This window comes from Sorangium sp. So ce321, assembly GCF_051530195.1.
Lineage (GTDB): Bacteria > Myxococcota_A > Polyangia > Polyangiales > Polyangiaceae > Sorangium.
Genome location: NZ_CP150329.1, coordinates 5,434,667 through 5,460,584, shown reverse-complemented (window position 1 = coordinate 5,460,584; position 25,918 = coordinate 5,434,667). Strand labels below are relative to the sequence as shown.

Annotated in this window: 21 protein-coding genes and 1 pseudogene; 14 read left to right on the top strand and 8 right to left on the bottom strand. The window is 72.1% G+C overall.

All coding sequences use genetic code 11. The features are described from left to right. Positions 1 to 114: 114 nt before the first annotated feature. The 5 genes from WME89_RS20105 to WME89_RS20085 are packed head-to-tail and all read right to left on the bottom strand — an operon-like array spanning position 115 to position 4,988. Entirely contained in the window at positions 115 to 1,704 is a 1,590-nt protein-coding gene (locus tag WME89_RS20105) for an MFS transporter (RefSeq protein WP_438010735.1), read from the bottom strand. After that, the gene (gene pqqE / locus WME89_RS20100; protein ID WP_438010734.1) at positions 1,701 to 3,200 is read right to left on the bottom strand and encodes a pyrroloquinoline quinone biosynthesis protein PqqE; all 1,500 of its coding nucleotides are present in this window, start codon (positions 3,198 to 3,200) and stop codon (positions 1,701 to 1,703) included. Before pqqE ends, WME89_RS20105 begins: the two co-directional genes overlap by 4 nt. Before the next feature lie 7 nt (positions 3,201 to 3,207). After that, positions 3,208 to 3,909, bottom strand: coding sequence for a pyrroloquinoline-quinone synthase PqqC (gene pqqC / locus WME89_RS20095; protein WP_438010733.1), 702 nt, complete (start codon positions 3,907 to 3,909; stop codon positions 3,208 to 3,210). Continuing rightward, positions 3,906 to 4,823 (bottom strand): pyrroloquinoline quinone biosynthesis protein PqqB, encoded by a 918-nt coding sequence (gene pqqB / locus WME89_RS20090; protein ID WP_438010732.1) that lies wholly within the window; start codon positions 4,821 to 4,823, stop codon positions 3,906 to 3,908. Before pqqB ends, pqqC begins: the two co-directional genes overlap by 4 nt. Before the next feature lie 21 nt (positions 4,824 to 4,844). Continuing rightward, complete coding sequence (locus tag WME89_RS20085; protein WP_436618051.1) at positions 4,845 to 4,988, bottom strand: hypothetical protein; 144 nt, start codon at positions 4,986 to 4,988, stop codon at positions 4,845 to 4,847. Between the two features lie 272 nt (positions 4,989 to 5,260). On the opposite strand from WME89_RS20085, the gene WME89_RS20080 reads away from it, so the two are divergent. After that, positions 5,261 to 5,719, top strand: a complete 459-nt coding sequence (locus WME89_RS20080) for a hypothetical protein (RefSeq protein WP_438010731.1) — start codon at positions 5,261 to 5,263, stop codon at positions 5,717 to 5,719. A gap of 9 nt (positions 5,720 to 5,728) precedes the next feature. Here WME89_RS20080 and gspC read toward each other — a convergent pair whose 3' ends face one another. Next, entirely contained in the window at positions 5,729 to 6,673 is a 945-nt protein-coding gene (gspC, locus tag WME89_RS20075; protein WP_438010730.1) for a type II secretion system protein GspC, read from the bottom strand. A 57-nt stretch (positions 6,674 to 6,730) separates the two neighbouring features. Here gspC and WME89_RS20070 point away from each other — a divergent pair, with 57 nt between their 5' ends. From WME89_RS20070 to WME89_RS20025, 10 genes and pseudogenes are all read left to right on the top strand, one after another. Then, positions 6,731 to 7,285 carry a sensor histidine kinase gene (locus WME89_RS20070; RefSeq protein WP_438010729.1) on the top strand — a complete coding sequence of 185 codons (555 nt, stop codon included), beginning with the start codon at positions 6,731 to 6,733 and terminating at the stop codon, positions 7,283 to 7,285. A 41-nt stretch (positions 7,286 to 7,326) separates the two neighbouring features. Then, positions 7,327 to 7,560 (top strand): annotated as a pseudogene (locus tag WME89_RS20065) (response regulator); the annotation flags it as partial. Between the two features lie 148 nt (positions 7,561 to 7,708). Beyond that, positions 7,709 to 8,161, top strand: coding sequence for a helix-turn-helix domain-containing protein (locus WME89_RS20060; protein ID WP_438010728.1), 453 nt, complete (start codon positions 7,709 to 7,711; stop codon positions 8,159 to 8,161). Between the two features lie 209 nt (positions 8,162 to 8,370). Further along, a complete protein-coding gene (locus WME89_RS20055; RefSeq protein WP_438010727.1) occupies positions 8,371 to 9,237 on the top strand; it encodes a fumarylacetoacetate hydrolase family protein in 867 nt (288 codons plus the stop codon). Between the two features lie 9 nt (positions 9,238 to 9,246). After that, on the top strand, positions 9,247 to 10,752 hold the full coding sequence (locus WME89_RS20050) for an aldehyde dehydrogenase (NADP(+)) (RefSeq protein WP_438010726.1): 1,506 nt from the start codon (positions 9,247 to 9,249) through the stop codon (positions 10,750 to 10,752). Beyond that, positions 10,749 to 12,698, top strand: coding sequence for a YjhG/YagF family D-xylonate dehydratase (locus WME89_RS20045; RefSeq protein WP_438010725.1), 1,950 nt, complete (start codon positions 10,749 to 10,751; stop codon positions 12,696 to 12,698). Before WME89_RS20050 ends, WME89_RS20045 begins: the two co-directional genes overlap by 4 nt. Before the next feature lie 181 nt (positions 12,699 to 12,879). Beyond that, positions 12,880 to 14,088: a sugar ABC transporter substrate-binding protein gene (locus WME89_RS20040; RefSeq protein ID WP_438010724.1), complete on the top strand. Its 1,209-nt coding sequence runs from the start codon at positions 12,880 to 12,882 to the stop codon at positions 14,086 to 14,088. Positions 14,089 to 14,133: 45 nt separating this feature from the next. Continuing rightward, positions 14,134 to 15,702: a sugar ABC transporter ATP-binding protein gene (locus WME89_RS20035; protein WP_438010723.1), complete on the top strand. Its 1,569-nt coding sequence runs from the start codon at positions 14,134 to 14,136 to the stop codon at positions 15,700 to 15,702. Beyond that, the gene (locus WME89_RS20030; protein ID WP_438010722.1) at positions 15,699 to 16,754 is read left to right on the top strand and encodes an ABC transporter permease; all 1,056 of its coding nucleotides are present in this window, start codon (positions 15,699 to 15,701) and stop codon (positions 16,752 to 16,754) included. The genes WME89_RS20035 and WME89_RS20030 overlap by 4 nt, the downstream gene beginning before the upstream one ends. Before the next feature lie 5 nt (positions 16,755 to 16,759). After that, positions 16,760 to 17,728, top strand: coding sequence for an ABC transporter permease (locus tag WME89_RS20025; RefSeq protein ID WP_438010721.1), 969 nt, complete (start codon positions 16,760 to 16,762; stop codon positions 17,726 to 17,728). Between the two features lie 41 nt (positions 17,729 to 17,769). Here WME89_RS20025 and WME89_RS20020 read toward each other — a convergent pair whose 3' ends face one another. Then, positions 17,770 to 18,690: an SMP-30/gluconolactonase/LRE family protein gene (locus tag WME89_RS20020; protein WP_438010720.1), complete on the bottom strand. Its 921-nt coding sequence runs from the start codon at positions 18,688 to 18,690 to the stop codon at positions 17,770 to 17,772. Between the two features lie 114 nt (positions 18,691 to 18,804). Further along, complete coding sequence (locus tag WME89_RS20015) at positions 18,805 to 19,959, bottom strand: winged helix DNA-binding domain-containing protein (RefSeq protein WP_438010719.1); 1,155 nt, start codon at positions 19,957 to 19,959, stop codon at positions 18,805 to 18,807. A 279-nt stretch (positions 19,960 to 20,238) separates the two neighbouring features. On the opposite strand from WME89_RS20015, the gene WME89_RS20010 reads away from it, so the two are divergent. The 3 genes from WME89_RS20010 to WME89_RS20000 all read left to right on the top strand — a co-directional run bounded on the left by WME89_RS20010 (position 20,239) and on the right by WME89_RS20000 (position 25,899). After that, on the top strand, positions 20,239 to 21,780 hold the full coding sequence (locus WME89_RS20010) for a CotH kinase family protein (RefSeq protein ID WP_438010718.1): 1,542 nt from the start codon (positions 20,239 to 20,241) through the stop codon (positions 21,778 to 21,780). Between the two features lie 211 nt (positions 21,781 to 21,991). Beyond that, the gene (locus WME89_RS20005; protein ID WP_438010717.1) at positions 21,992 to 24,742 is read left to right on the top strand and encodes a TonB-dependent receptor domain-containing protein; all 2,751 of its coding nucleotides are present in this window, start codon (positions 21,992 to 21,994) and stop codon (positions 24,740 to 24,742) included. Continuing rightward, the gene (locus WME89_RS20000; RefSeq protein WP_438010716.1) at positions 24,742 to 25,899 is read left to right on the top strand and encodes a hypothetical protein; all 1,158 of its coding nucleotides are present in this window, start codon (positions 24,742 to 24,744) and stop codon (positions 25,897 to 25,899) included. Before WME89_RS20005 ends, WME89_RS20000 begins: the two co-directional genes overlap by 1 nt. Positions 25,900 to 25,918: the final 19 nt, after the last annotated feature.

The following is a 25,918-nucleotide window of genomic DNA, read 5'->3' as shown; positions in this document are numbered from 1 at the left end:
CGGATGCCCGCCGAGACCGCTTCCGGTCGGCGGGACACGGTTACATGCCCCCGTCGAGACCGCTTCCGGTCGCCAGGAGGCGGTTTGGACGCCCGCCGAGCGCTTCCGGTCGCGCTACCGAGGCGGCCCCGCCAGGACCGCGGCCCCCGCGCGCGGAGACGATCGCGCCGCGGTCACGCCCGCCCCCAGGACCGCGAGGGCCGATGCGACGAGCATCGTCCCCCGGAACGCCGCGCCCAGCGCCTCCCCGCCCGCCGCCTCGCCCGGCCGCCCGCCCCCGAGCGCCGCGAAGATCGCCCCGGCGGCGGCCACGCCGCACAGCATCCCCACGTTGCGCGCCTCGGCGAGCAGGCCCGCCGCGGTCCCCTGCTGATCGCGCGGCGCCGCGCCCATGATGCGGCTGTTGTTCGGCGCCGTGAACAGCCCCGAGCCGAGCCCCACCAGCGCGAGCGCGGCGAGCAGGCTGGCGCGCCCGGGCTCGGGGCCCAGCGTCGCCAGGCGCGCGAGCCCCACGGCGAGCGCCGTCATGCCCGCGAGCGCCGGCCCCCGCGCGCCGACGCGGTCCGAGAGCCTGCCGCTCGCGGCGGTGGTCGCCGCCATCACCGCCGGCTGCACCGTCATCACCAGGCCCGCGTCCGCCGCGCTCATCGCGAGCGGCCCCTGCAGGTAGAACGGCAGCAGGAACAGCATCATGTACGCCGCCGCGTACTGGAGAAAGGCAGCGACGAGCCCGGTCACGAGCGCCGGCCGAGCGAGGAGCGCGCCCGAGAGCAGCGGCGCGGGGCTCCGCCGCTCCACCCGCGCGAACGCCGCGGCGAGGACCACGCCGAGGGCGAGGAGGCCGACGACCCTGGGGCTCAGAAAACCCCAGCGCTGGCCCCGCGTGAGCGCGACGAGGAGCGCGCTCAGCGCCGCGCCGAAGAGGAGCGCGCTCGCCCACGGGAAGGGCCGCGCGCGCGCGTCGGGCGCAGGTCGAGCCGCGACCGGGGCCGGCGCGCGCGGGCCCGCGCCGCCGCCAGCGTCCGGGGGCGCGACGGCCGGCCCCGGGGGCGCGACGGCCGGCCCCGGGAGCGCGACAGCCGGCGCCGGGGGCGCGACGGCCGGCCCCGGGAGCGCGACGGCCGCTCCGCGCCCGACGAGCGACCAGGCGAGGAGCGCCCCCGCGAGGGAGATCGGCACGTTGACCCAGAAGGCCGCGTGCCAGCCGGCGCGCTGCGCGAGCCAGCCGCCGATCGACGGCCCCAGGGAGAGGCCCAGGTACGTCGCCGTCGCCTGCAGCCCGAGCGCGCGGCCGCGCTGCGTCGGAGGGAACGCGGCGGTGGTGAGCGCCGGGCCGTTCGCCATCAGCATCGCCGCCCCCGCCCCCTGGAGGGCGCGCGCCGCGATGAGCGACGCGAGCGTGGGCGCGAGGGCAGAGAGCGCCGAGCCAGCGCCGAACACGCCGAACCCCGCGGTGTAAACGCGCCCCTTGCCGAGGCGGTCGCCGAGCCGGCCGAACGGCAGGAGCAGCGCGCTCACGGAGAGCGAATAGGCGGCGAGCACCCAGCTCGCGGCGCCCATGTCGGCCCCGAGGTCGCGGCGGACGAGCGGCACCGCGACGTTGATGAGGCTGCTCCCGAGCGCCGACATCAGGGTGCCGACGGCGACAACGCCGAGCACGGCGTACGGCCTGGGCGCGGGGGAGCCGGGCGCGGGGGCGCTCAACGGGGCGCGCCGCGGTAGAGATAGCGGGGCTCGGCCCTCGCGGAGGCCGCGCGGAGCCGGGCCTCCTCGACGATCCCGTGCGCCGGCGAGAGCGAGCAGGCCGGGTCCGTCGCGGCGGCGTCGCCGGTGAGGTGGTACGCCTGGCAGCGGCAGCCCCCGAAGTCGACCGCGCGGCGATCGCAGCCCTGGCAGGGCTGCGGCATCCACGCGTCGCCGCGGAAGCGGCGCATGCCCGGCGACTCGCGCCAGATCCAGGCGAGCGGCCGCTCGCGCACGCTCTCGAACCGCAGCCCCGGGATCGTGTGCGCCGCGTGGCACGGCAGCACCAGCCCGCCCGGCGCGACATGCAGGTAGCGCCGCGCCCAGCCATCCATGCACGCCCGCGGCCAGTCGGCGTGGTAGTCCGGCGTGACGAAGACCATCTCCATCCGCCCGAGCAGCCGCTCGCGCGCCGCCGAGGCGACGGCGAACGCGCGCTCGAGCTGGTCGCGCGCCGGCAGGAGCGCCTCGCGGTTCGCGAGCGCCCAGCCGAGGTACTGGGTGTTCGCGAGCTCGAGGCGGTCGGCCCCGAGCCGCTCGGCGAGCGCGATGAGCGCCGGCACGTTCTCGATGTTCGCCCGGTGCAGCACCACGTTGACCGTGAGCGGCAGGCCCTCGGCCTTGACCCACCCGGCCACCGCGAGCTTCTGGTCGAAGGCCGCGTAGCCGGCGATGCGATCGGCGCGCTCCGCGTCGGCGTCCTGGACGCTGAGCTGCACGTTGTCGAGCCCCGCCGCCCGCAGCGCGGCGAGGCGCTCGCGCGCGAGCGGGACCCCGGAGGTGATGAGGTTCGTGTAGAGGCCGAGCTCGCGGGCGCGGCGGACGAGCGCCTCGAGGTCGCGCCGGGCGAGCGGCTCGCCGCCGGTGAGGTGGAGCTGCATCACCCCGAGCTCGGCGGCCTCGGCGAAGACGCGGCACCACGTCTCCGTCGAGAGCTCGCCGGCAGCGCCCGCGAGCTCCATCGGGTTCGAGCAGTACGGGCACCGCAGCGGGCACCGGTAGGTGAGCTCCGCGATCAGCGTGTAGGGGCGGTGCGACGCCGCCTCCGCGGCCGCGCCGCCCCCGGGTGCGAGCGCTGGTTCGACCCCGGGCGGCGCCCCGCGCGCGGCGGCGTCTCGGGCGGCCTCCGCGGCGTCGCCCCCGGCACCCCGCGCGGCCCCCCCTGCGGCCTCCGCGGCGCCTCGCTCGAGCAGCCCCCGGGCGGCGAGCTCTTCCAGGAAGGCGATCACGTCGCGCTCCACCTCGCCCGGCGGCGCGGCCGCGAAGGTCGCCGCGATCTCCGCGGCGATCGCGGCCACGGTGCGCGTGCCGTCGAGGCGCGCGGCGACCGCCGCGGCGACCGGGTTCAGCGCGAGGCCGCGCTCCGGGTAGAGCAGGATCTCGCGGCCCGACGAGCGGTCGCGCACGAGCCGCGCCTTGCTCGCGAGGAGGAGCCGGTCGCCGGGCGCGAGGGTCATCCCGGCGTCACGCCTCGGGCCCGTAGGCCGCCGCGATGGCGTCGAGCATCGCCCAGAGGATGTCGCACTTCGTGATGAGCGCCGCGACGCACGCCTCCTGCGCGGCGCGCGTCGTCGCGCGCGCCGTGACGAAGTCGATCGCCTCGGTCGAGTCGGCCCGCGCGCGCGTCACCCGCCCGCGGAAGTAGTCGAGCGTGGCCCGGTCGACCCAGGGATAGTGCTGCTCCCAGGCGACCACGCGCCGGGACATGAGATCCGGCGCGAAGAACTCCGTGAGCGACGAGGCCACCGCCTCGAGCAGGCTGCGCTCGCGCACCAGCGTCACGTAAGCGTCGCAGGCGAAGCGCACCGCGGGCAGCACCCGCGAAAGGCCCGCGACCTCATCGCGGTCGAGCCCCACGCCCTCCGCGAGCCGCAGCCACAGCGCGAGCCCGCCCTCGCCCTCGCGCGCGCCGTCGTGGTCGACGATGCGGTGGATCCAGAGCCGCCGGAACGACGGATCCTCGCTCTTCGAGAGGAGGATCGCGTCCTTGATGGGGATCCGCGTCTGGTAATAATAACGGTTCAGCACCCAGCCCTGGATCTGGCGGCGCGAGAGCTCGCCGCGGTGCATGCGCTGGTGGAACGCGTGGTTGTCGTGGTAGCGCCGGGCGCCCTCGTCGCGCAGCCGCGCGACGAACGCTTCCCGCGAGAGCGGCTCGTCGTTCATAGGTCGATCAATAGGCCGTCGGCGGCCACCTCCCAGCCCGCCTCCTCCACGGCGCGCCGCTCGGGCGAGCCCTCGACGAGGATCGGGTTGGTGTTGTTGATGTGCGTGTAGATCTTCCGCCGCGCGTCGACGCCCGCGAGGAGCCTCAGGCTGCCGCCGTCGCCGCCGATGGGCAGGTGCGCCATGTCCTCGGCGCGCGCCTTGCCGAGCCCGAGCCGCACGAGCTCGTCGCTCGACCAGAAGGTGCCGTCGAAGAAGCACACGTCCGCGCCGTCGAGGCGCGGCACGTACTCGCCCGCGGACCCCACGGCCGTCGCGACGACGGCGAGGCGCCCGCTCGCGGCGTCGCGGACCCAGAGGCCGATATTGTCCTCCGGCGAGGGCGGGGCGAGGCCCTCCAGGTGCTTCGGCACCTTGCCCGGCATCGCGACAGGGACCACCGTCACCCCGGTCGGCGCGCCGTCCGGCCCCGCGAGCTCCGTCGGCTGCTCCAGCTCGAGGCGCCGCCACACGGTCTGCCCGGGGAAGCGCTGGAGCGTGCGGAACATGGTGTTGCCCTCGGCGAGGCCGCGGTAGACGGCCTCGGTCGCATAAACAGCGAGCGGCGTGTTCTCGCGCAGCGAGAAGAGGCCCAGCGCATGGTCGAGATCGCCGTTCGTGAGGATCACGCCGGCGATCGGCGAGGCGCGGCCCTCCCGCGGCTGCAGCGGCGGGAAGGCCTCAATCTGCCGGTGGACGTCGGGGGACGCATTGACCAGGAACCAGCGGCCGTCGCCCACCCCGAGCGCGAGCGCGTCCTGGGTGCGAGGGCGCACGCGCGGCGAGCCGCGGCGCGCCTCGACGCAGTTCGGGCAGGCGCAGTTCCATTGCGGGAGACCGCCGCCGGCGGACGAACCCAGGACGCAGAGGCGCATTCCGATGCTCGCCCGGGGCCCTTACTCGGCCTCGCCCGCGGCGTCCGCGCGCTCCGCCGGCGCCGGACGCGTGAAGCGGATCGGGTCAGGGTCGAAGTCGCTCTGATACGAGCCGATCTCGGCGTCCATCTTGATCTCGACGAACTCGGGCTTCTCGTAGCGCATGGTGGCCTCCTGATTCAACTGCGTGAACGACCCTGATCGGCGGCCTCCAAAGCGAGGCCCCCTACTCGGCCGCTTCACAATCTCGGGACACGAGATTCAGCACCATGAAGTCCCACGTCAAGCACGAATCGCGGCGCCAATGGCGTTCGGCGCGCTCCCCCGACTCTGCATTCAGGCCGAGCCGTACAGCGCGCGGCTCCCCCTGTCCGGAGACGCAGTACGCGCATGGAGTTTAATTTGACCTCAAACTATGAGCACGCTAGAAAGTTGTCATGAGCCTGTCGTTTTCCGGGCCGAAGGGGTGGATCGAGCAGCGCTGGATCGTGTACGCGCTGCTGCGGGACAGCATCCAGCACCACCTCGAGGAAGGGAGGCCTGGTGAGGAGTTCAAGGCGGTCCACGAGGTGGCCGGGGCGCTCGGCGGGCGGCGCGTGATGCTCCCGGCGCGGAAGCTCCACGAGGAGCTCAGGCGCGCGCGGGACGTGCTCGCGGGCCGCCCGATCAACGCGCTGGCGATCAGCGCCCGGACGCGCGCGGTCATCAGCCTGTGCTGGCCGCCGCGCGACGACCGCGAGACGATGCTCGTCAGCGACTGGGGCGACTCGGTCCCGCTGCTCGGCGGGCCGGGCGCCGATAGCCTCGACGACGTCTTCGGCCACCTGCTCGACGGCCTGCTGCGCATCACCGAGGGAGCCTCCGAGTCGGACCAGGTCGAGGTCATGGACCTGTGAGCCCGAGGCTCACTGGATCCGGAGATCGATCGTCATGTCCTTTCCGCCCCGCTGGACCGCGATCGCGAGGTTGTCCGCCGAGCGCAGCCGGGCATAAGCCTGGAGCGCGCTCTGCGGGTCGGTCATATCGAACCCGTTGATCGAGCGGATCGTGTCCCCGGTGCGCAGGCCGACCGCCGTCAGCAGCGAGCCGGGCGTGACCCGCGCGAGGCGGACGCCGATCACCCGCTCTCCCTCCCGCGCCGGGACGATGCGCGCGGAGCGCATGAGCTCGCCTTGCTTCTCCAGGACCAGATCGATCGCCGTCCGGTCGACGACGAACTCTGTATCGCTCACCTTCCGGATCTTCGCCGCGATCTCCGGCGGGAGCGCGCCGCGCTTCGGCGGCCTGGGCGCAGCCGGAGGCGCCGCCGCCCGCGCCGGGGCGCGGCGGTCGTCGCCGATGCGGACCTGGCAGCGAGCCCCCGGCTCCGCGAGCCACACGCGATCCCAGCCGATCGCGAGGACGAAGCGCCCCTCGACCGGATCGCCCGCCCGGCGGAGCAGCGGCTCGCCCCGCCCGACCGCGATCGTGGCGAACGACCAGGAGGGGTCCTCCGAGGCGGCGATCAGCAGCACGCGCGCGTCCTCGCAGGTCGGGTCCAGCAAGGGATCTCCAGACGTGGCGGGGTCCTCGTCCCCCTCCCCTGACGCCACCGGCCTCGGCGTGAGGGGGCCCGTCACCGAGTCGAACGGGTTCCGCGCGAGGATGGCCGCCGCGCTCGTCGCGTGAACGCCGGGATCGTCGACCTGCGGCGGCGGCCGCACGGGCGGCCGCGAGCGCGGCAGATCGGTGGCCCACACCGCCTCGATCAAGGACGAGATCCCGCGCGCCTGATGGTACGCGGCCGTCATGATCATCCCGCCGAGGAGCGCGGGGAAAGCTCGCTTGATGAGGAGTTCCGGAATCACCATCGTCTCTCGGAGCGCATCGGTCGTCCGATCGCGACGCAGTCCGAGCGCATCTCGCGCGTGGTGGCCCGGCTGCTCTCGGTCGCCCGCCCGCCGCGCCTCCTCGGCCGCGGCAGCGACGTGGCCCAGGTCGCGCGCGAGGTGCTGGCGTTCCTCGGGCCGGAGTGCCGGCAGCGCGGGATCACGACCCGGATCGAGCCCGACGAGGCGCCGCTGCACGTGGTGCTCGACGCGGACCACATGTTCCAGGTGGTGTTCAACCTGTGCCTGAACGCGGCGCAGGCGCAGCCCCACGGCGGCGAGATCACGGTGCGGCTCCGGAAGCTCGACGCCCGCAAGGCGGCGCTCGAGGTAGAGGATCGCGGTCCGGGCGTCCCCCCCGGCGTCGCCGAGCACATCTTCGAGGCGTTCTTCACGTCGCGGGGCGACCGCGGCGGCACCGGGCTCGGGCTGGCGATCGTCGAGGGGCTCGTGCGCGAGGCGGGCGGCTCGGTCGAGCTCGTCGCGCCAGGCCACGGCGCCCACGGCAGCCACGGCGGCGCCTGCTTCCGCCTCACCCTGCCGCGCGGGGCCGCCGCGCCGCTCGGCGCGCGCGGCGCGGAGGCCCTCGCGTGAGCGCCCGGGCGAAGGTGCTCGTCGTCGACGACGAGATCGAGATGGTGAAGCTCGTGGCCGACATCGCCCGCGACATGGGCCACGAGCCGGTGACGCTGACGGCGCCGCTGCTCGCGCTGCCGCTCCTGGAGGAGCGGGAGTTCGACCTCGTCGTGACCGACGTGCACATGCCCGAGATGGACGGGATCGAGCTCATCGAGCGGATCGCGCGCTTCGACCCCCGGGCGGCGATCATCGCCATGACCGCGTTCGGCTCGATCGACACGGCGGTCCGCGCGATGCGCGCCGGCGCGTTCGACTACCTGCCGAAGCCGTTCCAGCCCGCGGACATGGCGCTCCGGATGGAGCGGGCGCTCGGGCAGCGGGCGATGACGGTCGAGCTGACCGAGCTCCGCTCGGAGGTCGCGCAGCGGTTCTCGATCGGTGATCGAGATCGCGATCCCGCCGCTCAAGCACCGGACGGACGACATCCTGCCGCTCGCCGAGCACTTCCTCGCGCGCGCGGCCTCGCGCGCGGGCAAGCCGATCGCGGGGTTCTCGGGCGCGGCGGTGAAGCGGCTGCTCGCGTACGACTGGCCCGGCAACGTCCGCGAGCTGGAGAACGCGGTCGAGCGGGCGGCGGCGCTCTGCGACGGCGGGCGGATCTCCCCGGACGACCTCCCCGAGGGCGTGCGCGCGCGGCGGGGCGCGCCCGATTTCCTGGAGGCCGCGGCGGACCGGCTGATGACCCTCGACGAGCTCCAGCGCGAGTACGCGCAGATCGTCCTGCGGCGCGCGGGGGGCAAGAAGCAGCGGGCCGCGGCGCTGCTCGGCGTCGACCGGCGCACGCTGCAGCGCTGGTTCGGCGGGGGGAGCGAGGGCGACGAGGGGGCGTGAGCGGCCGCTCGGGCTGCCGGTGGCACCGGGCTCCGGGGTACCCGCCGACGCGACCCCGCCGACAGGGCTGCCAGCCGCAATGTGAACGTTCACACTGTAGAAATTATCACGATCCGGCGAGCGGAGAAGTTGTGGTATGGCCTTCCACACTGCACCGACGGTGACCCGGGGCGCTGGAACCCCGCCGTCGTGCTCACGGAGGCGCAGGCATGAAGCTGTTTCGGTTTGCGAGTGGTGGCGGGCCGCGCCTCGGGATCGAGGACGCGCAGGGAGCGCGCCACGACCTCACGGCGGCGTCCCCGGAGGCGTTCGCGTCCGTCTCCTCGTGGCTCGCCTTGCCCGATCCCCTCGGCGCGGTGCGCGACGCGCGCGCGCGCGCCACAGCCCACCCCCTCCCTCCCGATGTCCCGCTGCTCGCCCCGATCGACGCGCAGGACGTCTGGGCGGCGGGCGTCACCTACGAGCGCTCGCGCAACGCGCGCAAAGAAGAGAGCGCCGGCGGCGGCGACTTCTACGACCGCGTGTACGACGCCGAGCGCCCGGAGCTGTTCTTCAAGGCAACGCCCCGCCTGGTCGTCGGCCCGGGCGCGCCGGTGCGCATCCGGCGCGACTCGAGCTGGAACGTGCCCGAGCCGGAGCTCTCGCTCGTCGTGTCCGCGGCGGGCCGCATCGTCGGCTACACGGCCGGCAACGACGTCTCGTCGCGGTCCATCGAGGGCGACAACCCGCTCTACCTGCCCCAGGCGAAGGTCTACGACGGCTGCTGCGCGCTCGGCCCCGCCATCGCGCTCGCGGACGAGCCCGGGCTGGATCTGCGCGCGCTCTCCATCCAGCTCGTGATCCGGCGCAAGGGCGAGGCGGTGTTCGCGGGGGAGACCTCGACCGCGAGGATGCGGCGCGCGCCCGAGGAGCTCGTCGCCTACCTCACGCGCGAGCTGAGCTTCCCCGCGGGCGTCGTCCTCATGACCGGGACCGGCATCGTGCCGCCCGACTCGTTCACCCTGGAGCCTGGCGACGTCGTGGAGATCACGATCCCCGGCGCCGGAACGCTGGTGAACCCGGTATCTCAAGGTTGACGAGGCACCATGGAATTCTTCGCCCATAACGCCGCCACCGGCGAAAACCTCGGCGCCTTCCGCGACGCCACCGCCGCCGAGATCGACGCCGCCGCGCGCGCCGCCGTCGCCGCAGCGCGCGCCATCGGCGACCTCGCGCCGGAGATGCGCGCCCGGCTCCTGGAGACCGCCGCCGACGAGATCATGGCGCTCGGCGATCCGCTGATCCAGACCGCGCACCGGGAAACCGGGTTGCCCGTCGCCCGCCTCGAAGGCGAGCGCGGCCGCACCACCGGCCAGCTGCGCCTCTTCGCCGCCGTCGCGCGCGAGGGCTCCTGGGTCGATGCCCGGATCGATCCCGCGCTGCCGGACCGCAAGCCGCTCCCGCGCCCCGACGTGCGCCGCATGCTGCGGCCGATCGGTCCGGTCGCCGTCTTCGGCGCGAGCAACTTCCCGCTCGCGTTCTCCGTCGCCGGCGGCGACACCGCCTCTGCCCTCGCCGCGGGCAACCCGGTCGTGGTCAAGGCCCACCCGGCGCATCCCGGCACCTCCGACCTCGTGGCCTCGGCCCTGCGCTCCGCCGTCCAGAAGGCGAGCCTGCCCGCGGGCGTGTTCGGCATGGTGCACGGCGCCTCGCCCGAGGTCTCGCTCGCGCTGGTGCGCCACGAGGCCATCCAGGCGGTGGGCTTCACCGGGTCCACCCGCGCCGGCCGCGCCCTCTGCGACGCCGCCGCCGCCCGCCCGCGGCCGATCCCCGTCTTCGCCGAGATGAGCAGCATCAACCCGCTGGTCGTGCTGCCCGGCGCGCTGCGCGAGCGCCGCGACGCGATCGCCGAAGGGCTGGTCAACTCGTGCACGCTCGGCGTCGGCCAGTTCTGCACCAAGCCGGGCCTCGTCCTGGGGTTGGCCTCCCCTGAATGGGATGCGTTTGCGCGGTCGGTCGCCGACCGATCCCGCGCCATCACCCCCGGCGTGATGCTGCACGCCGGTATCCAGGCGTCGTTCGACCGCTCCGTGCGGGAGCTGAAAGGCGTGGAGTGGCTGACCGACACCGGCGCGCGCGTCGCTCGCGTCTCCGCCGCCGACTTCGCGCGGCAGCCGCACCTCGCGCACGAGATCTTCGGGCCGTACACGCTGCTCGTCACCGCTTCGAGCCGCGGAGAGCTGCTTCAGCTCCTCGGCGCGCTCGAAGGGCAGCTCACCGCCACGCTTCACGGGACCGACGACGACCTCGCCGCCGCCCAGGACCTCGTCGGTGTCCTCGGCCAGGTCGCTGGCCGCCTTGTCTTCAATGGCTACCCGACGGGCGTGGAGGTGTCGCACGCCATGCACCACGGCGGGCCGTATCCAGCGACCAGCGACGTGCGCTTCACCTCGGTTGGGACCGCGGCCATCGTCCGCTTCGCGCGTCCCGTTTGCTACCAGTCGTGTCCGCCCGCGCTGCTCCCGCGGGAGCTGCACGACGAGAACCCGCTCGGGATCATGCGTCTCGTCGATGGCCGGGCCACCCGCGACCCCCTCGCGCCCCGCGCATGAGCCGCGACCCCGTGTTCGAGTCCGGCAGCGAGGCGATCTACACGCTGCGCACCACCGCGCCCGGACCGTCGGGGCGCCTCCCGCTCGAGGCCGAGCAGCTACGCGCGATGTCCAGCGGCGAGCTGTTCGGCTGGACCCAGAACGCCGGGATGGGGTGGGAGCCTGCGCGCCTGGCCGGGAAGCAGTTCCTCGTGCTCAGCACGCAGGGGGGCATCCGCGCGCCCGACGGCACGCCGATCGCGCTCGGGTATCACACCGGGCACTGGGAGGTGGGGCTGCTCATGGAGGAGGCGGCCCGCACGTTCGCGGCCAGCGGGGCCATTCCGTTCGCCGGCTATGTCAGCGATCCGTGCGACGGGCGGACCAATGGCACCGTCGGCATGCTCGACAGCCTCGCTTACCGCAATGACGCCGCCATCGTATTCAGAAGGCTGATCCGCTCGCTGCCCACCCGCCGGGGCGTGCTCGGCGTCGCCACCTGCGACAAGGGCCTGCCGGCCATGTTGATGGCGCTCGCCGGCAGCCTCGACCTCGCCACGGTGCTCGTGCCGGGAGGCGTCACGCTCCTCGCGGAGGAGGCGGAGGATACAGCCAAGGTCCAGACCCTCGCGACGCGCTTCGCGCGCGGAGAGGTGAGCCTCGACCACGCCGCCGAGATGGGCTGCCGCGCCTGCGGCTCCCCGGGCGGCGGCTGCCAGTTCATGGGGACGGCCGCGACGAGCCAGGTGGTGGCGGAGGCGCTCGGCCTCGCCCTCCCGCACGGCGCGCTCAGCCCGTCGGGCGCCGAGATCTGGCGCGACCTCGCCCGCCGCTCCGCGCACGCGCTCATGGCCCTCGAGCGACGTGGCGTGACCACGCGGGACATCGTCACCGACGATTCCATTCACAACGCCATGGTGCTGCACGCCGCCGTCGGCGGGTCGACCAATCTGGTGCTCCATGTGCCGGCGATCGCCCATGCGGCCGGGCTTCGACGCCCCACGGTGGACGACTGGGCGCGCATCAACGCCCTCGTTCCGCGCCTGGTGGACGCGTTGCCCAACGGGCCGCGACACTATGCGACGGTTCAGGTCTTCCTCGCGGGAGGCGTCCCGGAGGTCATGCTCCATCTGCGCGAGCTCGGCCTGCTGCGGCTCGGTGCGCGCACCGTCAGCGGCCGGACCCTGGGCGAGAACCTCGAGTGGTGGGAGCAGAGCGAGCGGCGCCGGCGCCTGCGCGACAAGCTACAGCAGCTGGACGGCATCGATCCGGACGACGTGATCATGTCCGCCGGGAAGGCGCGCGAGCGCGGCCTCACCAGCACGGTGACCTTCTTGCGCGGCGACCTCGCGCCCGAGGGAGCGCTCGTGAAGAGCACCGCGATCGCTCCCCAGGCGATCGGACCGGACGGCGTCTATCTGCACGAGGGGCCCGCGCGCGTGTTCGGCAGCGAGCACGCGGCGATCGAGGCGATCAAGAACGGCGCCGTGCAGCCGGGTGACGTGATGGTGCTGATCGGCATCGGCCCCGGTATCGGAATGCCGGAGACGTACCAGATCACCTCCGCCCTCAAGCACGTGAAGGACGGGCACCGTATCGCCCTGGTCACGGACGGTCGTTTCTCCGGCGTCTCCACCGGGGCGTGCATCGGCCACGTCAGCCCGGAGGCGTGGGCGGGTGGCCCCATCGGCCGCGTGCGCGACGGCGACAGCATCAGGCTCCGGATCGACACGCGCAGGCTGGAGGGGACGGTGGACGTCGTGGGCGTGGAGGCCGGCGGTCTCGCCGCCCGTTCGCCCAATCCAGCCCTTCAGCCCGACGGCCGGGTGAACGCGGACACGCGATTGTGGGCTGCGCTTCAGGACGCCAGCGGCGGCAGCTGGGGTGGATGCGTCTATGATGCGGACCGCATCATCGGGCTCCTCGGTCGCGCCATCGCGGCCGAGCGGAGCTCCTTTGGTTCATGAGCTATTGATCGCGTCATTTTTCCAGGAGGAAGGCGGATAGCGTAAGGTCTCGCGGCTCGACCAGAGCGTGCAGCGTGGCTGCACGATGGGAAGGCCACCACGACGTGTGATGGGCCGTAGAGGTCTCTATCCGACCACATCTCTTTGCTCGAAAGGTAGCGGCACGATGTCGATTGGCCAGTTGAAGTCTCGTGGACCGGCGCGGCGCGCAGCGGCGGTGTTGAGCTGCGCGCTCGGGCTCTGGGGCCTCTCTGCCTGTAAAGGTAAGCCCGACAGCACTCAGGCCGCAGATGGCCCCGCCAGCGCCGCGGCCGAGCAGGCGCCGAGCGGGCAAGGGCCCAAGATCGTGCCAGGGCCCGGCTTCAACCCCGAGTGCTTCGCGCCGTGGAAGAAGGACACCAAGTACCTGCAGTGGACGGCGCGAAAGCCGCCGTTCCGCCTCGCGCTCGTCAACGGCTACGTCGGCAACGCCTGGCGCATCCAGATGGTCAAGACGGCCAAGGCCTTCGCCAAGGACCCGGCCATCGCGCCGCTGCTCAAGGAGTTCAAGGTGGTGTCGACCGGCACCGACGTCGCGGCCCAGCTCGGCGCGATCGAGGACTTCATCAACCAGGGCTTCGACGGCATCGCCACGCTCGCCGTCAGCCCCGACGGCTTCGATCGCGTGATCCGCCTCGCTGACAAGAAGGGCGTCATCCTGGTCCCGTTCGACAACGTGCTCGACACGGACAAGGTGATGCAGGTCAACGAGGACCAGCTGGCGATGGGGCGCCAGTGGGGCGAGTTCCTCGACAAGCAGCTCGGTGGGAAGGGCAAGGTGCTCGAGGTCCGCGGCCTGCAGGGCAACTCCGTCGATCGCGACCGCCACGACGGCTTCCGCCAGGTCATGGAAGCGCCGGGGAAGAGCTACACCATCGTGGAGGTGGTCGGCAGCTGGGACGACGGCAAGGCGCAGAAGGCGGTGGCCGACGCGCTGGCCGTGCACCGCCAGTTCGACGCGCTCTTCGCGCAGGGCGGCTCGACGGGCGCCGTCCGCGCGCTGCTCGACGCCGGCCACAAGCCGATCCCGGTCGCCACCGAGGCCGAGAACGGCGTGCGCAAGCTGATCGCGAAGCACCACGAACAGGGCATGAAGGGCCTTTCGCTCGGCCAGTCGCCGGGGCTCGCGGCCATCGCGATGAAGGCGGCGCTCGAGGGCCTGCAAGGCAAGGCGCTGCCGCAGATGATCTCCGTGCCGATCCCCGCGGCCGATCACACCACGCTGAAGGACGGCGAGAACTTCTTCTCCCAGCTCTCCGACAACTTCTTCACGCCCAACGAGTTCCCGCCCTGCGGGGTCAACATCTCGGGCGTGAAGATCATGAACGAGTCGGAATCCGACGTAAAGTAGACGCAAAGTAGACGTGGAGTAGCGCCCCGCGGGCGCCCCAGCACCATGACCGAACCGGTGAGCCCTCCGCTCCTCCAGCTCCGGGCCGTCTCCAAGCACTACGGCGGAGTCACCGCCCTGAGCGGCGTCGACTTCGCCTGCGAGGCGGGGAAGGTGCACGCGATCCTCGGCGAGAACGGCGCGGGCAAGAGCACCCTGATCAAGATCATCGGCGGCGTGGTCGAGCCGAGCGCCGGGGAGCTCTTGCTCCACGGCCAGCCGGTCCGGTTCGACCACCCGATCGAGGCGAACGCCGCCGGCATCGTCTGCGTCTTTCAGGAGCTGTCCCTGATGCCGACGCTGACCGTGGCCGAGAACATCGGTATCACCATGCCGACCAACCGCCTGGGGCTCTTCGAGCGCAAGGCGCAGGTCCGCAGGGCCGAGGAGCTCCTGGCGCGCGTCGGCTGCGAGGGCGTGAACCCGAACGCCTGGGTGAGCGACCTGCCGCTCTCGCGCCGCCAGATGGTCGAGATCGCGAAGGCGCTCGGCAAGGACCCGCGGCTGCTCATCCTGGACGAGGCCACCTCGGCGCTGACCAGCGGCGACGTCGAGAAGGTCTACGCGCTCCTGGCCGAGCTCAAGGCTCAGGGCGTCGGCATGCTCTACATCTCGCACCGCATGCACGAGATCAAGGAGCTCGCGGACGTGATGTCGGTCTTCCGCAACGGTCGGCACATCGAGACCTTCGCCAAGGGCCAGCACAGCGACGACCAGATCGTCGAGCTCATGATCGGCCGTGACATGGGCCACGTCTTCCCGCCGAAGCCGGCGGCGCGCAGCTTCCCGGCGACGCTCCTCGAGGTGAGCGACCTGAGCTGGGAGCGGCAGCTCGAGCGCGTCTCGTTCAAGCTCGGCAAGGGCGAGATCCTCGGCATCGGCGGGCTCGACGGCCAGGGCCAGCGCGAGCTGTTGCTCGGCTTGTTCGGTGTGCTCAAGGATCTGCGCGGCGAGATCAAGATCGACGGCAAGCCGGTCAAGCTGGCGAGCCCGCGCCACGCCAAGGACCGCGCGCACGGCATCGCCCTCGTGCCCGAAGACCGAAAGACCGAAGGCCTGATGCTGCCGATGGCCATCGCCGCGAACATGTCGCTGGCCTCGCTCGACAAGTTCACGAGCGGCGTGGTGCTCGACCGCCAGCGCGAGGCCGCGCGCATCGACGAGATGGTGCGCCGCATCCAGATCAAGATCGGCTCGCTCGACGACCCGGTGTCGTCGTTGTCCGGGGGCAACCAGCAGAAGGTCGTGCTGGCCAAGTGGCTGATGACGGAGCCGCGGCTGCTGATGCTCAACGACCCCACCCGCGGCATCGACGTCGGCACGAAGCAGGAGATCTACCAGCTGCTCCGCGAGCTGGCGGACGCCGGTACATCCATCCTCTTCTACACCACGGACTACCACGAGCTGATCGGCTGCTGTGACCGCGTGCTCGTCCTCTACCAGAACCGCGTGCAGGGCGAGCTCGTGGGGCCCGACATCACCGAGAAGAACATCCTGGACCTGGCCCTCGGTCTGCGCGGCGGGCCTGAGGGCGCGAAGCCCGAAGCCGAGCGCGCGCAACCCGAGGCACGATGAAGGACTGGAAGCTCCGCCTGCGCCAGAACCAGGGCCTGCTCGTGGCCGTCGGTCTGTGCATCTTCTTCTACGGGCTCTACTCGCTGTCCCACCCCAAGGGCTTCAGCGCGTCGCTGGTGGGGCAGAACGCCAACGAGTCGTTCGTGCTGGTGGCTGCGGCCATGGCCCAGACGATCCCCGTGCTGACCGGCGGCCTGGATCTGTCCGTGGGCGCGGTGATCACGCTCGTCAACTGCCTGGCCTCGCACGTCCTTGCCGGCGGCGCGCTCGAGAATCTCCTGGGAATCCTGCTGTGCCTGGCCGTGGGCATGGCGGCGGGCCTGCTCAACGGCTGCCTCGTCGTGTACGGCCGCCTGCAACCGATCATCGCCACCCTGGCCTCGGGCACGATCTTCATCGGCATCGCGCTGTTCCTGAGACCGACGCCCGGCGGCCAGGTCGACGGCGATCTGGCGTTCGCGGCTACCTTCGATCTCGACGAGCTGCTGCAGGCCGCGGGCGCCGCCCCCCTCGACGGCGCGCTGGACTTCGTCGGCAAGATCCCGTCGCCCGCGATCTGGATGGCGCTGCTCGCGCTGCTCTGGACCTACTACCGCCGCACCCGCTACGGCCTCGGCGCTTACGCCGTCGGCGCGTCGCCGGAGGCGGCGTACATGTCGGGCGTCCGCATCAAGCGCGTCAAGCTGGCCGCGTACACGCTGTCGGGGTTCTTCGCCAGCGTCGGCGGCCTCTACCTCGCGCTGCAGACGACGTCGGGCAACGCCGACATCCCGCAAGCCGGCTCCTACACGCTGAACTCCATCGCCTGCGTCGTGATCGGGGGCACCTCGCTGTACGGAGGTATCGGCGGCGCCATAGGATCGCTCTTCGGCGCGCTGGTGCTCCGCTCCGTCGCCTTCAACTTCCGCGTCATCAACGAGGGCTCGACGCTGGGCTTCCTCGCCAACCCCCTCTACCAGCCGCTCTTCGAGGGCCTCATCCTGCTCGCGGCCGTCTGCCTCGGCGCGCTCTGGGTCGTCCGCGTCAAGAACCGGCTGCACGTCTTCAGGTGAGCGCGATGCGACAGCTCCCCTCCCTCAAGAGCCGCTTCGGCGAGATCGACAGGCCGACCTGGTACACGCTGCTGTCGATCGGCGTCGTCCTCGTGATCGGCTCGATCGGCACGCTGGTCACCCAGGGCACGCTGAGCTTCCTGAGCCCGTACTACATCCTGCAACAGCTGCAGATCGCCGCCTTCCTGGGCGTGGCCGCCACGGGCGTGATGATCGTGATCCTGCTCGGTCACATCGATCTCTCGCTGCCGTGGGTGCTCACCTCGAGCGCCATGCTGGCCGCAGGGGTCGGCGGCTGGGCCGCGTTGCCCTGCGGCCTGGCCATCGGCGCCGCCGCGGGCCTCGTGAACGGGCTCGGCGTCGCCTACCTCCGCGTGCCCTCGATGATCTTCACGCTGGGCACGAACACCGTGCTTCAGGGGCTGATGGTGGTCTACACCGGCGGCTTCGCGCCGCGCAGCGAGGCGCCCGAGTGGATGGAGGCCCTGGCCGTGGGCAAGACGCTCTCCATCCCGAACTCGCTGTTCGTCTGGATCCTTGTCGGCGGCGTCGGCACCTTCGTGCTGAAGAAGACCGCGCTCGGCCGCTACATCTATGCCGTCGGCAACCAGGAGCAGGCCGTCTATCTTTCGGGCGTCAGGACGCACCTCGTGCTGATCGGCGGCTTCGTGATGTGCGGCGTGTGCTCCGCCATGACCGGCATGCTGCTGGCGGGCTTTTCGCACAAGGCCTACCAGGCCATGGGCAACGATTACCTCATGCCGGCCATCGCCGCGGTGGTGATCGGCGGAACCAACATCATGGGCGGACGCGGGACGTACCTCGGCACCGTCCTCGGCACGATCCTGATCGTGCTGCTCCAGAGCATGCTCAGCGTGCTGCAGATGCCCGAGGCCGGCCGCCAGATCATCTACGGCGCCGTGATCATCGCCATGCTGCTGGTCTACGGCCGACAGCAGCAGGAGGGCCGATGACCAGTACGCTCCGCCAGCTCTCGCGCGCGCCGACCCGCTAGCTAGCGCCCGGCGCCGCGGGTGTTCAGGTAGACCGCGTACAGCGACGTCGTGCCGCAGATGAACAGGCGGTTGCGCTTCGCGCCGCCGAAGCAGACGTTGGACACCGTCTCGGGGATCAGCACCTTGCCGAGCAGCGCGCCGTCGCTCGCGTGGCAGTGCACGCCGTCGCCGGCCGACAGCCACAGGTTGCCGTGCACGTCGACGCGGAAGCCGTCGTACACGCCCACCGGGCAGGTCGCGAACACCTCGCCGCCGGTCAGCGTGCCGTTCGCGCCGACGCGGAACCTGCGCACGTGGTGCGGGCCGTCCTCCACGTGCGTCGCGCCTGTGTCGGCGATGTACAGCAGCGACTCGTCCGGCGAGAAGGCGAGGCCGTTCGGCTGCACGAAGTCGTCCGCGACGACCGTCAGCGCGCCGGAGCCAGGGTCGACGCGGTAGACGCGCTGCGCGCCCTGCTCGCTGGGCGACGCGTCGCCTTCGTAGTCGCTGTCGATGCCGTAGCTCGGGTCGGTGAACCAGATGCTGCCGTCGGACTTCACGACCACGTCGTTCGGCGAGTTCAGCCGCTTGCCCTCGAAGCGCGACGCGAGCACCGTGCGCGAGCCGTCGTGCTCGGTGCGCGAGACGCAGCGGCCGCGGTGCTCGCAGGAGACGAGGCGGCCCTGCAGGTCGACCGTGTGGCCGTTGGCGTTCATCGCGGGCTGGCGGAACACCGAGACCGAGCCGTCGGTCTCGTCCCAGCGCAGCATGCGGTCGTTCGGGATGTCCGACCAGACGAGGTAGCGCCCCGCTGCGAACCACGCCGGCCCCTCCGCCCAGCGGCAGCCCGTGTACAGCTTGTCGACGTGCACGTGCGGGAGCGCGAGCTTGCGGAAGCGCGGGTCGATCACCTCGAAGCTCGGGGTCAGCTCGATGACCATCAGGTTCTCCTCATTCACTCCAGATGCCTGCGACCGCGGCCGTAGACCAGCGGCAATCGCCACGCGTGCGCGGTCAGCGACCCCCTGGCGGCACTTTTTTCCGGCCGGTGGCCTTCAGCGAGGTCCCCTGCCCTTCGGCCGCGCGGCAGGCGCCTTCGCGGGCCCGGGCTTCTCGAAGCGCACCGCGAACGCGCCGGCGTCCTCCTCGACGAAGCGGAGGAGCGCCTCCCCTTCCTCGGCGAGCTGCTCGCGCGCCTCCCTGGAGAGGGCCTCGAACGGCGCGACGACGAGCGTGGCCGCGGCCTTTTTCCGCTCGACCGTCCACGTGCCGGCCACGAAGCCGTCCACGAGGAACGTCGGCAGGATGCGCAGGTTGGCGGACAGGAGGATCCGACCGCGATGCTCGTCCGCGATGATCCGCGTGCGGTCGTCGTGCGCGAGCAGGAGGTTGTCGTAATCGGGGAGGAACCGGGCCGGCGCCGCGGTGTCCGCGGGCGGCCGCGGCGCATCGGGGAGGTCGAAGAGCTCCCGGCCGCGCTCGTCGCGGAACGTGCAGAGCCGCTCCCGCAGCGGCTGGAGCACTTCCTTGATCCGGGCCAGGCCGGACCACGTCTGCACATCGGTCGCCGTCGCCGGGCCGAACGACGCGAGGTAGCGGAGCACGAGCGCGCGAGGCCCTTCGTGCTCACGGAACGGCTTGCCCAGCCACGACCCCGCCGGGGCGAAATCGGCCGTTCCCGGGTATCCCCACGCGGCCTCGGTGGGGACCTGGACGACCGGCAGGTGCATGCGTACCGCCAGGGCCATGGCCCGCACGTCGCCCTCGGGGTGGAGCTGGGCCAGGTGGTCGCGCAGCTCGTCCATGGTCCGCGGCTCCTCGTCGAAGTACGCGCGCGCCTCGGCGACGAGCCGCTCCACGTCGAGGGCATCCGCGCGCGCGCGGAGGACCGACCGCATCGCCGCGTGGAGCATGGGCGCGAGGATCGGGTGCAGATCCAGGTAGTCCTTCGCGCTCACGAGGTGCAGCGTGCCCCGCAGGAACGGCGCCCGGACGACCTCGCGGCGCAGGGCGAGCTGGACGAGCTCCTCGCGCCGGAACCCCGCGAGCCGCGACCAGAGCCCGATGAAAGGCGGCCGCGCGAGCTGGGCCTGGAGGGCGATCAGCCGCTCGAGCCCGTGGACGGCCGTGGCCCGCTCCCGCGAGAGCAGCATCTGTCGCGCGAGCGTGGCCCGGCTCAGCTCCCTCCGTGTCAGCGTCAGGGTGGGCACGCCGGCGAGCTTACTCGAAACGAGGTTGACCCCGACCAGGTGTCATCACCTTCACCGGGTTGCTCGCCGCGAGCTCGCTGGACAGCGCAGCTGCGCATCGTCGCGTGCTTCGGCCCTGACGCCCGGGTCGGCCTGTAGAGGCCGCCGACGAGCCGGAGGGCTGCCTTCATCGTCATCGTCCAGGCGATCCACGCCGGCGCCCCCGCGCGCCAGGGGCGCCCGCGCGCTAAGATCGTCCCCATGCGAATCTTCCGTTCATACCTTCCGTTGACGACGGCCTTGGTCCTTGGATCGCTGCACGGAGCCGGCTGCTCCGACGACGATCCGGCGATCGAGCCGGCCGGCGGCCCGTCCGGCAACGAGGGTTCCGCGTGCGAGCCGTCGGGCGGCGGGCCGCACTGGCTCCTGGAGGGGGAGACCGTGACGTTCCCCGTCTCGTGCGCGACCGGCCTCGCGCTCGCCGACGGCGCGCTCGAGGTGGGGCCGCTCCCCGAGGGCGCCGCCTACGACCCCGTCGCGCGCGAGGTGACGTTCTCGCCCGGGCTCGATCAGGCCGCGGTCTACGAGATCGAGCTCCGCGTCGCCCAGACGGGCGAGGTCGGCCGCGTGAAGGTCGGCGTCGCGGACAACTGGGCCGATCCGGCGAACGTGCCCGTCGTCGATCCGGCCCGCTACCCCGAGGAGTACGGCCTGCCGGTGCTCTTCCTCTCGCCGGGCCCTGAAGCGAAGGAGTACGCCCCGGCCACGGTCGTCTACCGCGGCCACACGTACGAGGCCGAGGCGGAGCTGCGCGGCGAGAGCTCGCTCTCGTACCCGAAGCAGAGCTACACCCTCAAGTTCCCCAAGGGGGACAAGTTCAACGAGCCTGACGAGGCCGGTGGGTTCACCGATCGTCGCAAGGTCGTGCTCGTCAGCACGTTCGACGACAACTCCTATATCCGGCAGCGCCTCGCCTACGACCTCTGGAACCGCCTCGATCCGGCGCACATCCAGATCAAGACCTACAGCGCCGTGCTGTACATCGACGGGGAGTACCGGGGGCTCTACACCGTCGGCGATCACGTGGATGGATACCTGATGGAGGACCACGGCTACTCGCAGGACGGCAATCTCTACAAGGCGGTCAGCCACGACGCGAACTTCGCGCTGACGTCCCACGAGAATGACGACGCGCCGAAGGAGACGCTGCACGACGGCTTCGAGAAGAAGGAGGGCCTGCCGGAGGAGGGCGAGCCGGGCGCGTTCGAGGACCTGGAGGACCTCGTGAATTTCGTGGCCACGTCCGACAAGGAGACGTTCCTCGCCGAGCTCGGGTCGCGCATCGATCGGCGCGACTACGAGGACTGGTGGATCTTCGTCACGTTCATCGTGGCCAACGACTCGGCCGGGAAGAACAGCTATCATTACCGCGACCCCGCGGCCGGCGGCGTCTTCCGCTACGCGCCGTGGGACTTCAACGCGAGCTTCGGCCAGTCGTGGGAGACCGAGCGCGAGTCGGCCTCGGCGCGCGTCGATTACGCCGGCACGAACCTCCTCTTCCAGCGCTTCCTCGAGGAGCCCGCGATCGGCGACCCGCTGCGCGCCCGCTACGACGAGGTGCTCCACGGCGCCTTTAGCGACGCCGAGGTGCAGGCGCTCGTGGACGGCTACGTGCAGCGCATCGACGCGAGCGCGCGCCACGACGAGGCGAGGTGGGGTGAGGCCTACCGGACCTACGAGGGCTGGAGCAGTCGCCGCGACTTCACGACCTACGAGGAGGAGATCGCGTACCTGAAGGCGTGGCTCTCGGAACGGTGGCAGTACCAGGACGCGCTCTACTGAGCGCCGGCGCGGCGGGTGGGGGATGGTGTGGGCCCCGGTCGAGCGACGTCCGTCATGGCGAGCGCGCCGCGAGAGGCGTTATCGCGAGAGGATCGACCGCGAACCACGGTACGCTGGGCCAGAGCACAGACCCGGCCGCAAGAACCATCTTCTCGCCTCATCGTCGTCATGCGAGAGGGCGGACCGCATGCCTTCCACAGCGTCCTCTGTGATGCGCCTCATCGTCTCTGAAGCGCTGCTGCTCGCCGTCGCGCTGGCCGGCGGCGCGGCGCGCGCGCAGCCCGCCGGCGCGCCGCCGCCGGAGCCCCCGCCCTCCGGGGGCGACGGCGACACGGGCGGCATCTCCGTTCCCCGCGGCGGGGCCGGCGCGGTCGTCGTCCCCCAGCCGGGCACGGCCCCGCCGGCGCCGGCCGCCGCCACCGAGCCGAAGCTGATCAAGTACTCCCCGCCGGCGTATCCGGAGGAGGCCCAGCGCGCCGGCGTCCAGGGGAGCGTCGTCCTCAAGCTCGACATCGACAGGACCGGGCGCGTGACCAAGGTCGAGGTGGCGACGCCGGGCGGGCACGGGTTCGACGAGGCCGCGCTCGCCGCCGCGCCCGGCCTGGAGTTCGAGCCGGCGCGGCGCCCGGACGGCACGCCGGCGGCGGTCCGCATCCTCTACCGCTACTCGTTCACGCTCGCGCCGAAGCCCGCCGAGGCGGCCGCGCCCGCGCCCCCGGCGGACGTCGAGACGGTCGTCGGGACCGTCATGGCCGCGGGCACCGGCGAGCCGCTCCCGGACGTCGCGGTCAGCCTCCTGCGCCCCGACGGCGGCCGCGAGGAAGCGAAGACGGACCAGGGCGGCAAGTTCCGGTTCAAGAACCTCCCTCCCGGCAAGTACCGTGTCGAGGTCGCCGCCCCGGGGTTCGAGCCTTTCGCGGCCGACGAGGAGATCGCGGCCGGCGAGGCGATCGACGTGCGTTACCGCATCTCGCTCGCGGCCCCCAAGGACGGCAAGGCGCCGGCTGGCATCGAGGTGACCGTGCAGGGGGAGCGCCCGCCGCGCGAGGTGACCCGGAGGACGCTCGAGCGCCGCGAGATCGACCGCATCCCTGGCACCGGCGGCGACGCGCTGCGCTCGCTGCAGAGCCTCCCCGGCGTCGCGCGCAGCGGCTTCGGGCTGCTCATCGTGCGCGGCTCCGCGCCCGAGGACACGCTCACGTTCATCGACCGCACCCCGGTGCCGATCATCTACCACTTCGGCGGCCTCTCCTCGGTCGTGCCGACCGAGATGCTCGAGAAGATCGACTTCTACCCGGGCAACTTCAGCGCCGTGTACGGCCGCGCCATGGGCGGCATCGTCGATGTAGGGCTCCGCTCGCCGAAGCAGGACGGCAAGTACCACGGCGTCGTCCAGCTCGACCTCATCGACGGACGCCTGCTCCTCGAGGGGCCCGTCCCGCTCCTCGAGGACTGGACGTTCATCGCGGCGGGGCGCCGGAGCTGGGTCGACGCGTGGCTCGGGCCCGTGCTCAAGGAGGTGGGCTCCAGCGTGACGCAGGCGCCCGTCTATTACGATTACCAGTTCGTCCTCGAGGGCCACCCCTCGACGAGCGAGCGCGTGCGCGCGAGCTTCTATGGGTCGGACGACGGCTTCGAGATCACGCTGGACAACCCGCCCGAGGACGAGCCCGCGCTGACGGGCGATCTCGGGCTGCACACGGCCTTCCAGCGCCTCCAGCTCAGCTACGAGAACCGCCTCGGGAGCCGGGATCGGCTCCTCTGGTCGCTGGCGCTCGGCCGGGACGTCTTCGACTTCCAGGTCGCTCCCCTCGCCTTCAACGTCACCACGAAATCGCTCGACCTCCGGCTGGAGCTGTCGCACCGGTTCGCGCGGTACCTCACGATGAATGTAGGGACCGACCTCTCGGGCGGCGTCGCCACGGTCAACCTCCGCGCGCCGTCGCAGAATCCCGCCGGACACCCGTCGAACCAGCCTTTCTCGCTCGCCCCGTTCCAGGACCGCTCGTTCGACGGCGTGTACTCCCGGCCGGCCGCGTATGCCGAGTTCGAGGTCGTCCCCTCGCCCCGCGCGCGGATCGTCCCGGGGGTGCGGGTCGACTACGCGCTCGACACGCGCACGCTCGACGTGAGCCCGAGGATCAACGCGCGCTACGACATCAAGAGCGGCTTCCCGCGGACGACGGCCAAGGGCGGCGTGGGCCTCTATCACCAGGCGCCCCAGTTCCAGGAGACCATCGAGCCGTTCGGCACCGCGGGGCTCAAGTCGAACCGCGCCATCCATTACGGCCTCGGCGTGGAGCAGGAGCTCACGCCCCAGATCGACGTGACGGTGGACGGGTTTTACAAGGCGCTCGATCGGCTGGTCGTCTTCTCTCCGGAGAAGGAAGGCTACGCCAACGACGGCACCGGGTACGCCGTCGGCGGCGAGCTGCTCCTGAAGTACAAGCCGGACGAGCGCTTCTTCGGCTGGGCGGCCTACACGCTCTCGCGGTCGGTGCGCACGGACGGCCCGGGCGAGGAGGAGCACCCCACGCCGTACGATCAGACCCATGTCCTCACCGTGCTCGGGAGCCTGCGGCTCGGCCGCGGCTGGGAGCTCGGCGCGCGCTTCCGCCTCGTGTCGGGCAACCTGCAGACGCCCTATGTCTGCGATCCCGAGGAGAAGGGGTGCAATCCGAACCGGGTGAACGCGATCTACCACGCTTCCTCGGCGAGGTACTCGCCCATCCCGCTCGGGGGCGACTACAGCGAGAGGATGCCGCTGTTCCATCAGCTCGACATCCGCGCCGACAAGACGTGGAAATTCAAGGATTGGCAGCTCGGCCTCTACCTCGATATCCAGAACGTCTACAACCACGCGGCGGCGGAGGGCATCAGCTACAACTTCAACTACACGAAGCGGGAGTACGTGACGGGGCTCCCCTTCCTGCCCACGCTCGGGCTGCGAGGAGATTTCTGATGAAACGGACCGCACTGCCCGCGCGCCGCGCGCTGCTCGTCGCGCTCTCGGCGCTGGCCCTGGGCGTCCCCTGCTGCGCGGGGAGCGACCTCTCGCCCTCGTCCGAGGTGGAGGGGCTCCGCGTCCTCGCCGTGACGGCGGACAAGCCGTACGCGGCGCCGCCGTCCGCGCGCGGCCCGGGCGAGGACGTGACGTTCGAGATGACCTACGCCGACGGGCTCGGCAGCCCGGAAGGCGGCGCGCGGCCGGTCGAGATCACGTGGCTGGGCGGCTGCGTGAACCCGCCTGTCGGCGTGGACGAGCACATCGGGTGCCTCCCGCAGCTCCTCGGCGCGGTGGCGCAGCTCGCCGCCGGGGGCGCGGACGACGGCGCGAACGAGGAGGGCGACGACGCGCCCCGGCTCTTCGATCGGGACATCCTCATCACACCGGAGCCGAGCGACGAGCCTGGCAGCGAGCCTCCCAGGGCCAGGTTCACGATGGATCTGCCCGACAGCATCCTCGACGACGCGCAGCCCACCGAGACGGGGACCGTGTACTCGGCGGCCTATGTGTTCTTCACCTTGTGCGCCGGCAAGGTGCGTGTCGCGTCGGCGCCGGCGGAGGCCGGGTTTCCGCTGGAGTGCGTCGGCGAGGACGGGGCGGTGCTCGGCCCGGACAGCTTCGTCGTGGGCTACACGCAGGTGTATGTCTTCGGGGACAGGCGGACCAACGCGAACCCGCGGATCGATGGCTTCACGCTGAAGCTCGAGGGCAACGAGGTCACGCCGAGCGAGGACGGTTTGTCCGTCGTGAAGCGGTGCGCTCGGCCAGAGGAGCAGGCCCAGGGCTGCAGCGCGACGCAGCCGGCGGACGGCGAGTGCACGACCTACGAGATCGAGGCGCTCGTGCCGCCCGACGCCGCCGAGGAGGACGTGGAGGCGGCCGGGCTCGGCGGGCCGCCGGTGCGCGAGGCGATCTGGGTCGACTATTACACGGACGGGGGCGAGTTCGACGGGGCGCGGCGCCTGGTGAGCGACACGGTGACCGGCGACCGCGCGGACAACGGGACCACGTGGATACCGCCCTCGGAGCCGGGGCGCGTGTCCCTGTGGGCGGTGGTGCACGACACGCGGGGCGGCGCGAGCGTGGAGCATCGAGAGGTGCTGGTGAAGTAGCGCGCGCGTCGCGCCGATC

Bases quoted from the DNA above. Each gene is read 5' to 3' on its own strand.
- pqqE (WP_438010734.1), bottom strand. From the start codon at position 3,200: ATGACCCTCGCGCCCGGCGACCGGCTCCTCCTCGCGAGCAAGGCGCGG.
- pqqC (WP_438010733.1), bottom strand. From the start codon at position 3,909: ATGAACGACGAGCCGCTCTCGCGGGAAGCGTTCGTCGCGCGGCTGCGC.
- pqqB (WP_438010732.1), bottom strand. From the start codon at position 4,823: ATGCGCCTCTGCGTCCTGGGTTCGTCCGCCGGCGGCGGTCTCCCGCAA.
- WME89_RS20085 (WP_436618051.1), bottom strand. From the start codon at position 4,988: ATGCGCTACGAGAAGCCCGAGTTCGTCGAGATCAAGATGGACGCCGAG.
- WME89_RS20080 (WP_438010731.1), top strand. From the start codon at position 5,261: ATGAGCCTGTCGTTTTCCGGGCCGAAGGGGTGGATCGAGCAGCGCTGG.
- gspC (WP_438010730.1), bottom strand. From the start codon at position 6,673: ATGGTGATTCCGGAACTCCTCATCAAGCGAGCTTTCCCCGCGCTCCTC.
- WME89_RS20055 (WP_438010727.1), top strand. From the start codon at position 8,371: ATGAAGCTGTTTCGGTTTGCGAGTGGTGGCGGGCCGCGCCTCGGGATC.
- WME89_RS20050 (WP_438010726.1), top strand. From the start codon at position 9,247: ATGGAATTCTTCGCCCATAACGCCGCCACCGGCGAAAACCTCGGCGCC.
- WME89_RS20045 (WP_438010725.1), top strand. From the start codon at position 10,749: ATGAGCCGCGACCCCGTGTTCGAGTCCGGCAGCGAGGCGATCTACACG.
- WME89_RS20035 (WP_438010723.1), top strand. From the start codon at position 14,134: ATGACCGAACCGGTGAGCCCTCCGCTCCTCCAGCTCCGGGCCGTCTCC.
- WME89_RS20030 (WP_438010722.1), top strand. From the start codon at position 15,699: ATGAAGGACTGGAAGCTCCGCCTGCGCCAGAACCAGGGCCTGCTCGTG.
- WME89_RS20025 (WP_438010721.1), top strand. From the start codon at position 16,760: ATGCGACAGCTCCCCTCCCTCAAGAGCCGCTTCGGCGAGATCGACAGG.
- WME89_RS20020 (WP_438010720.1), bottom strand. From the start codon at position 18,690: ATGGTCATCGAGCTGACCCCGAGCTTCGAGGTGATCGACCCGCGCTTC.
- WME89_RS20005 (WP_438010717.1), top strand. From the start codon at position 21,992: ATGCGCCTCATCGTCTCTGAAGCGCTGCTGCTCGCCGTCGCGCTGGCC.
- WME89_RS20000 (WP_438010716.1), top strand. From the start codon at position 24,742: ATGAAACGGACCGCACTGCCCGCGCGCCGCGCGCTGCTCGTCGCGCTC.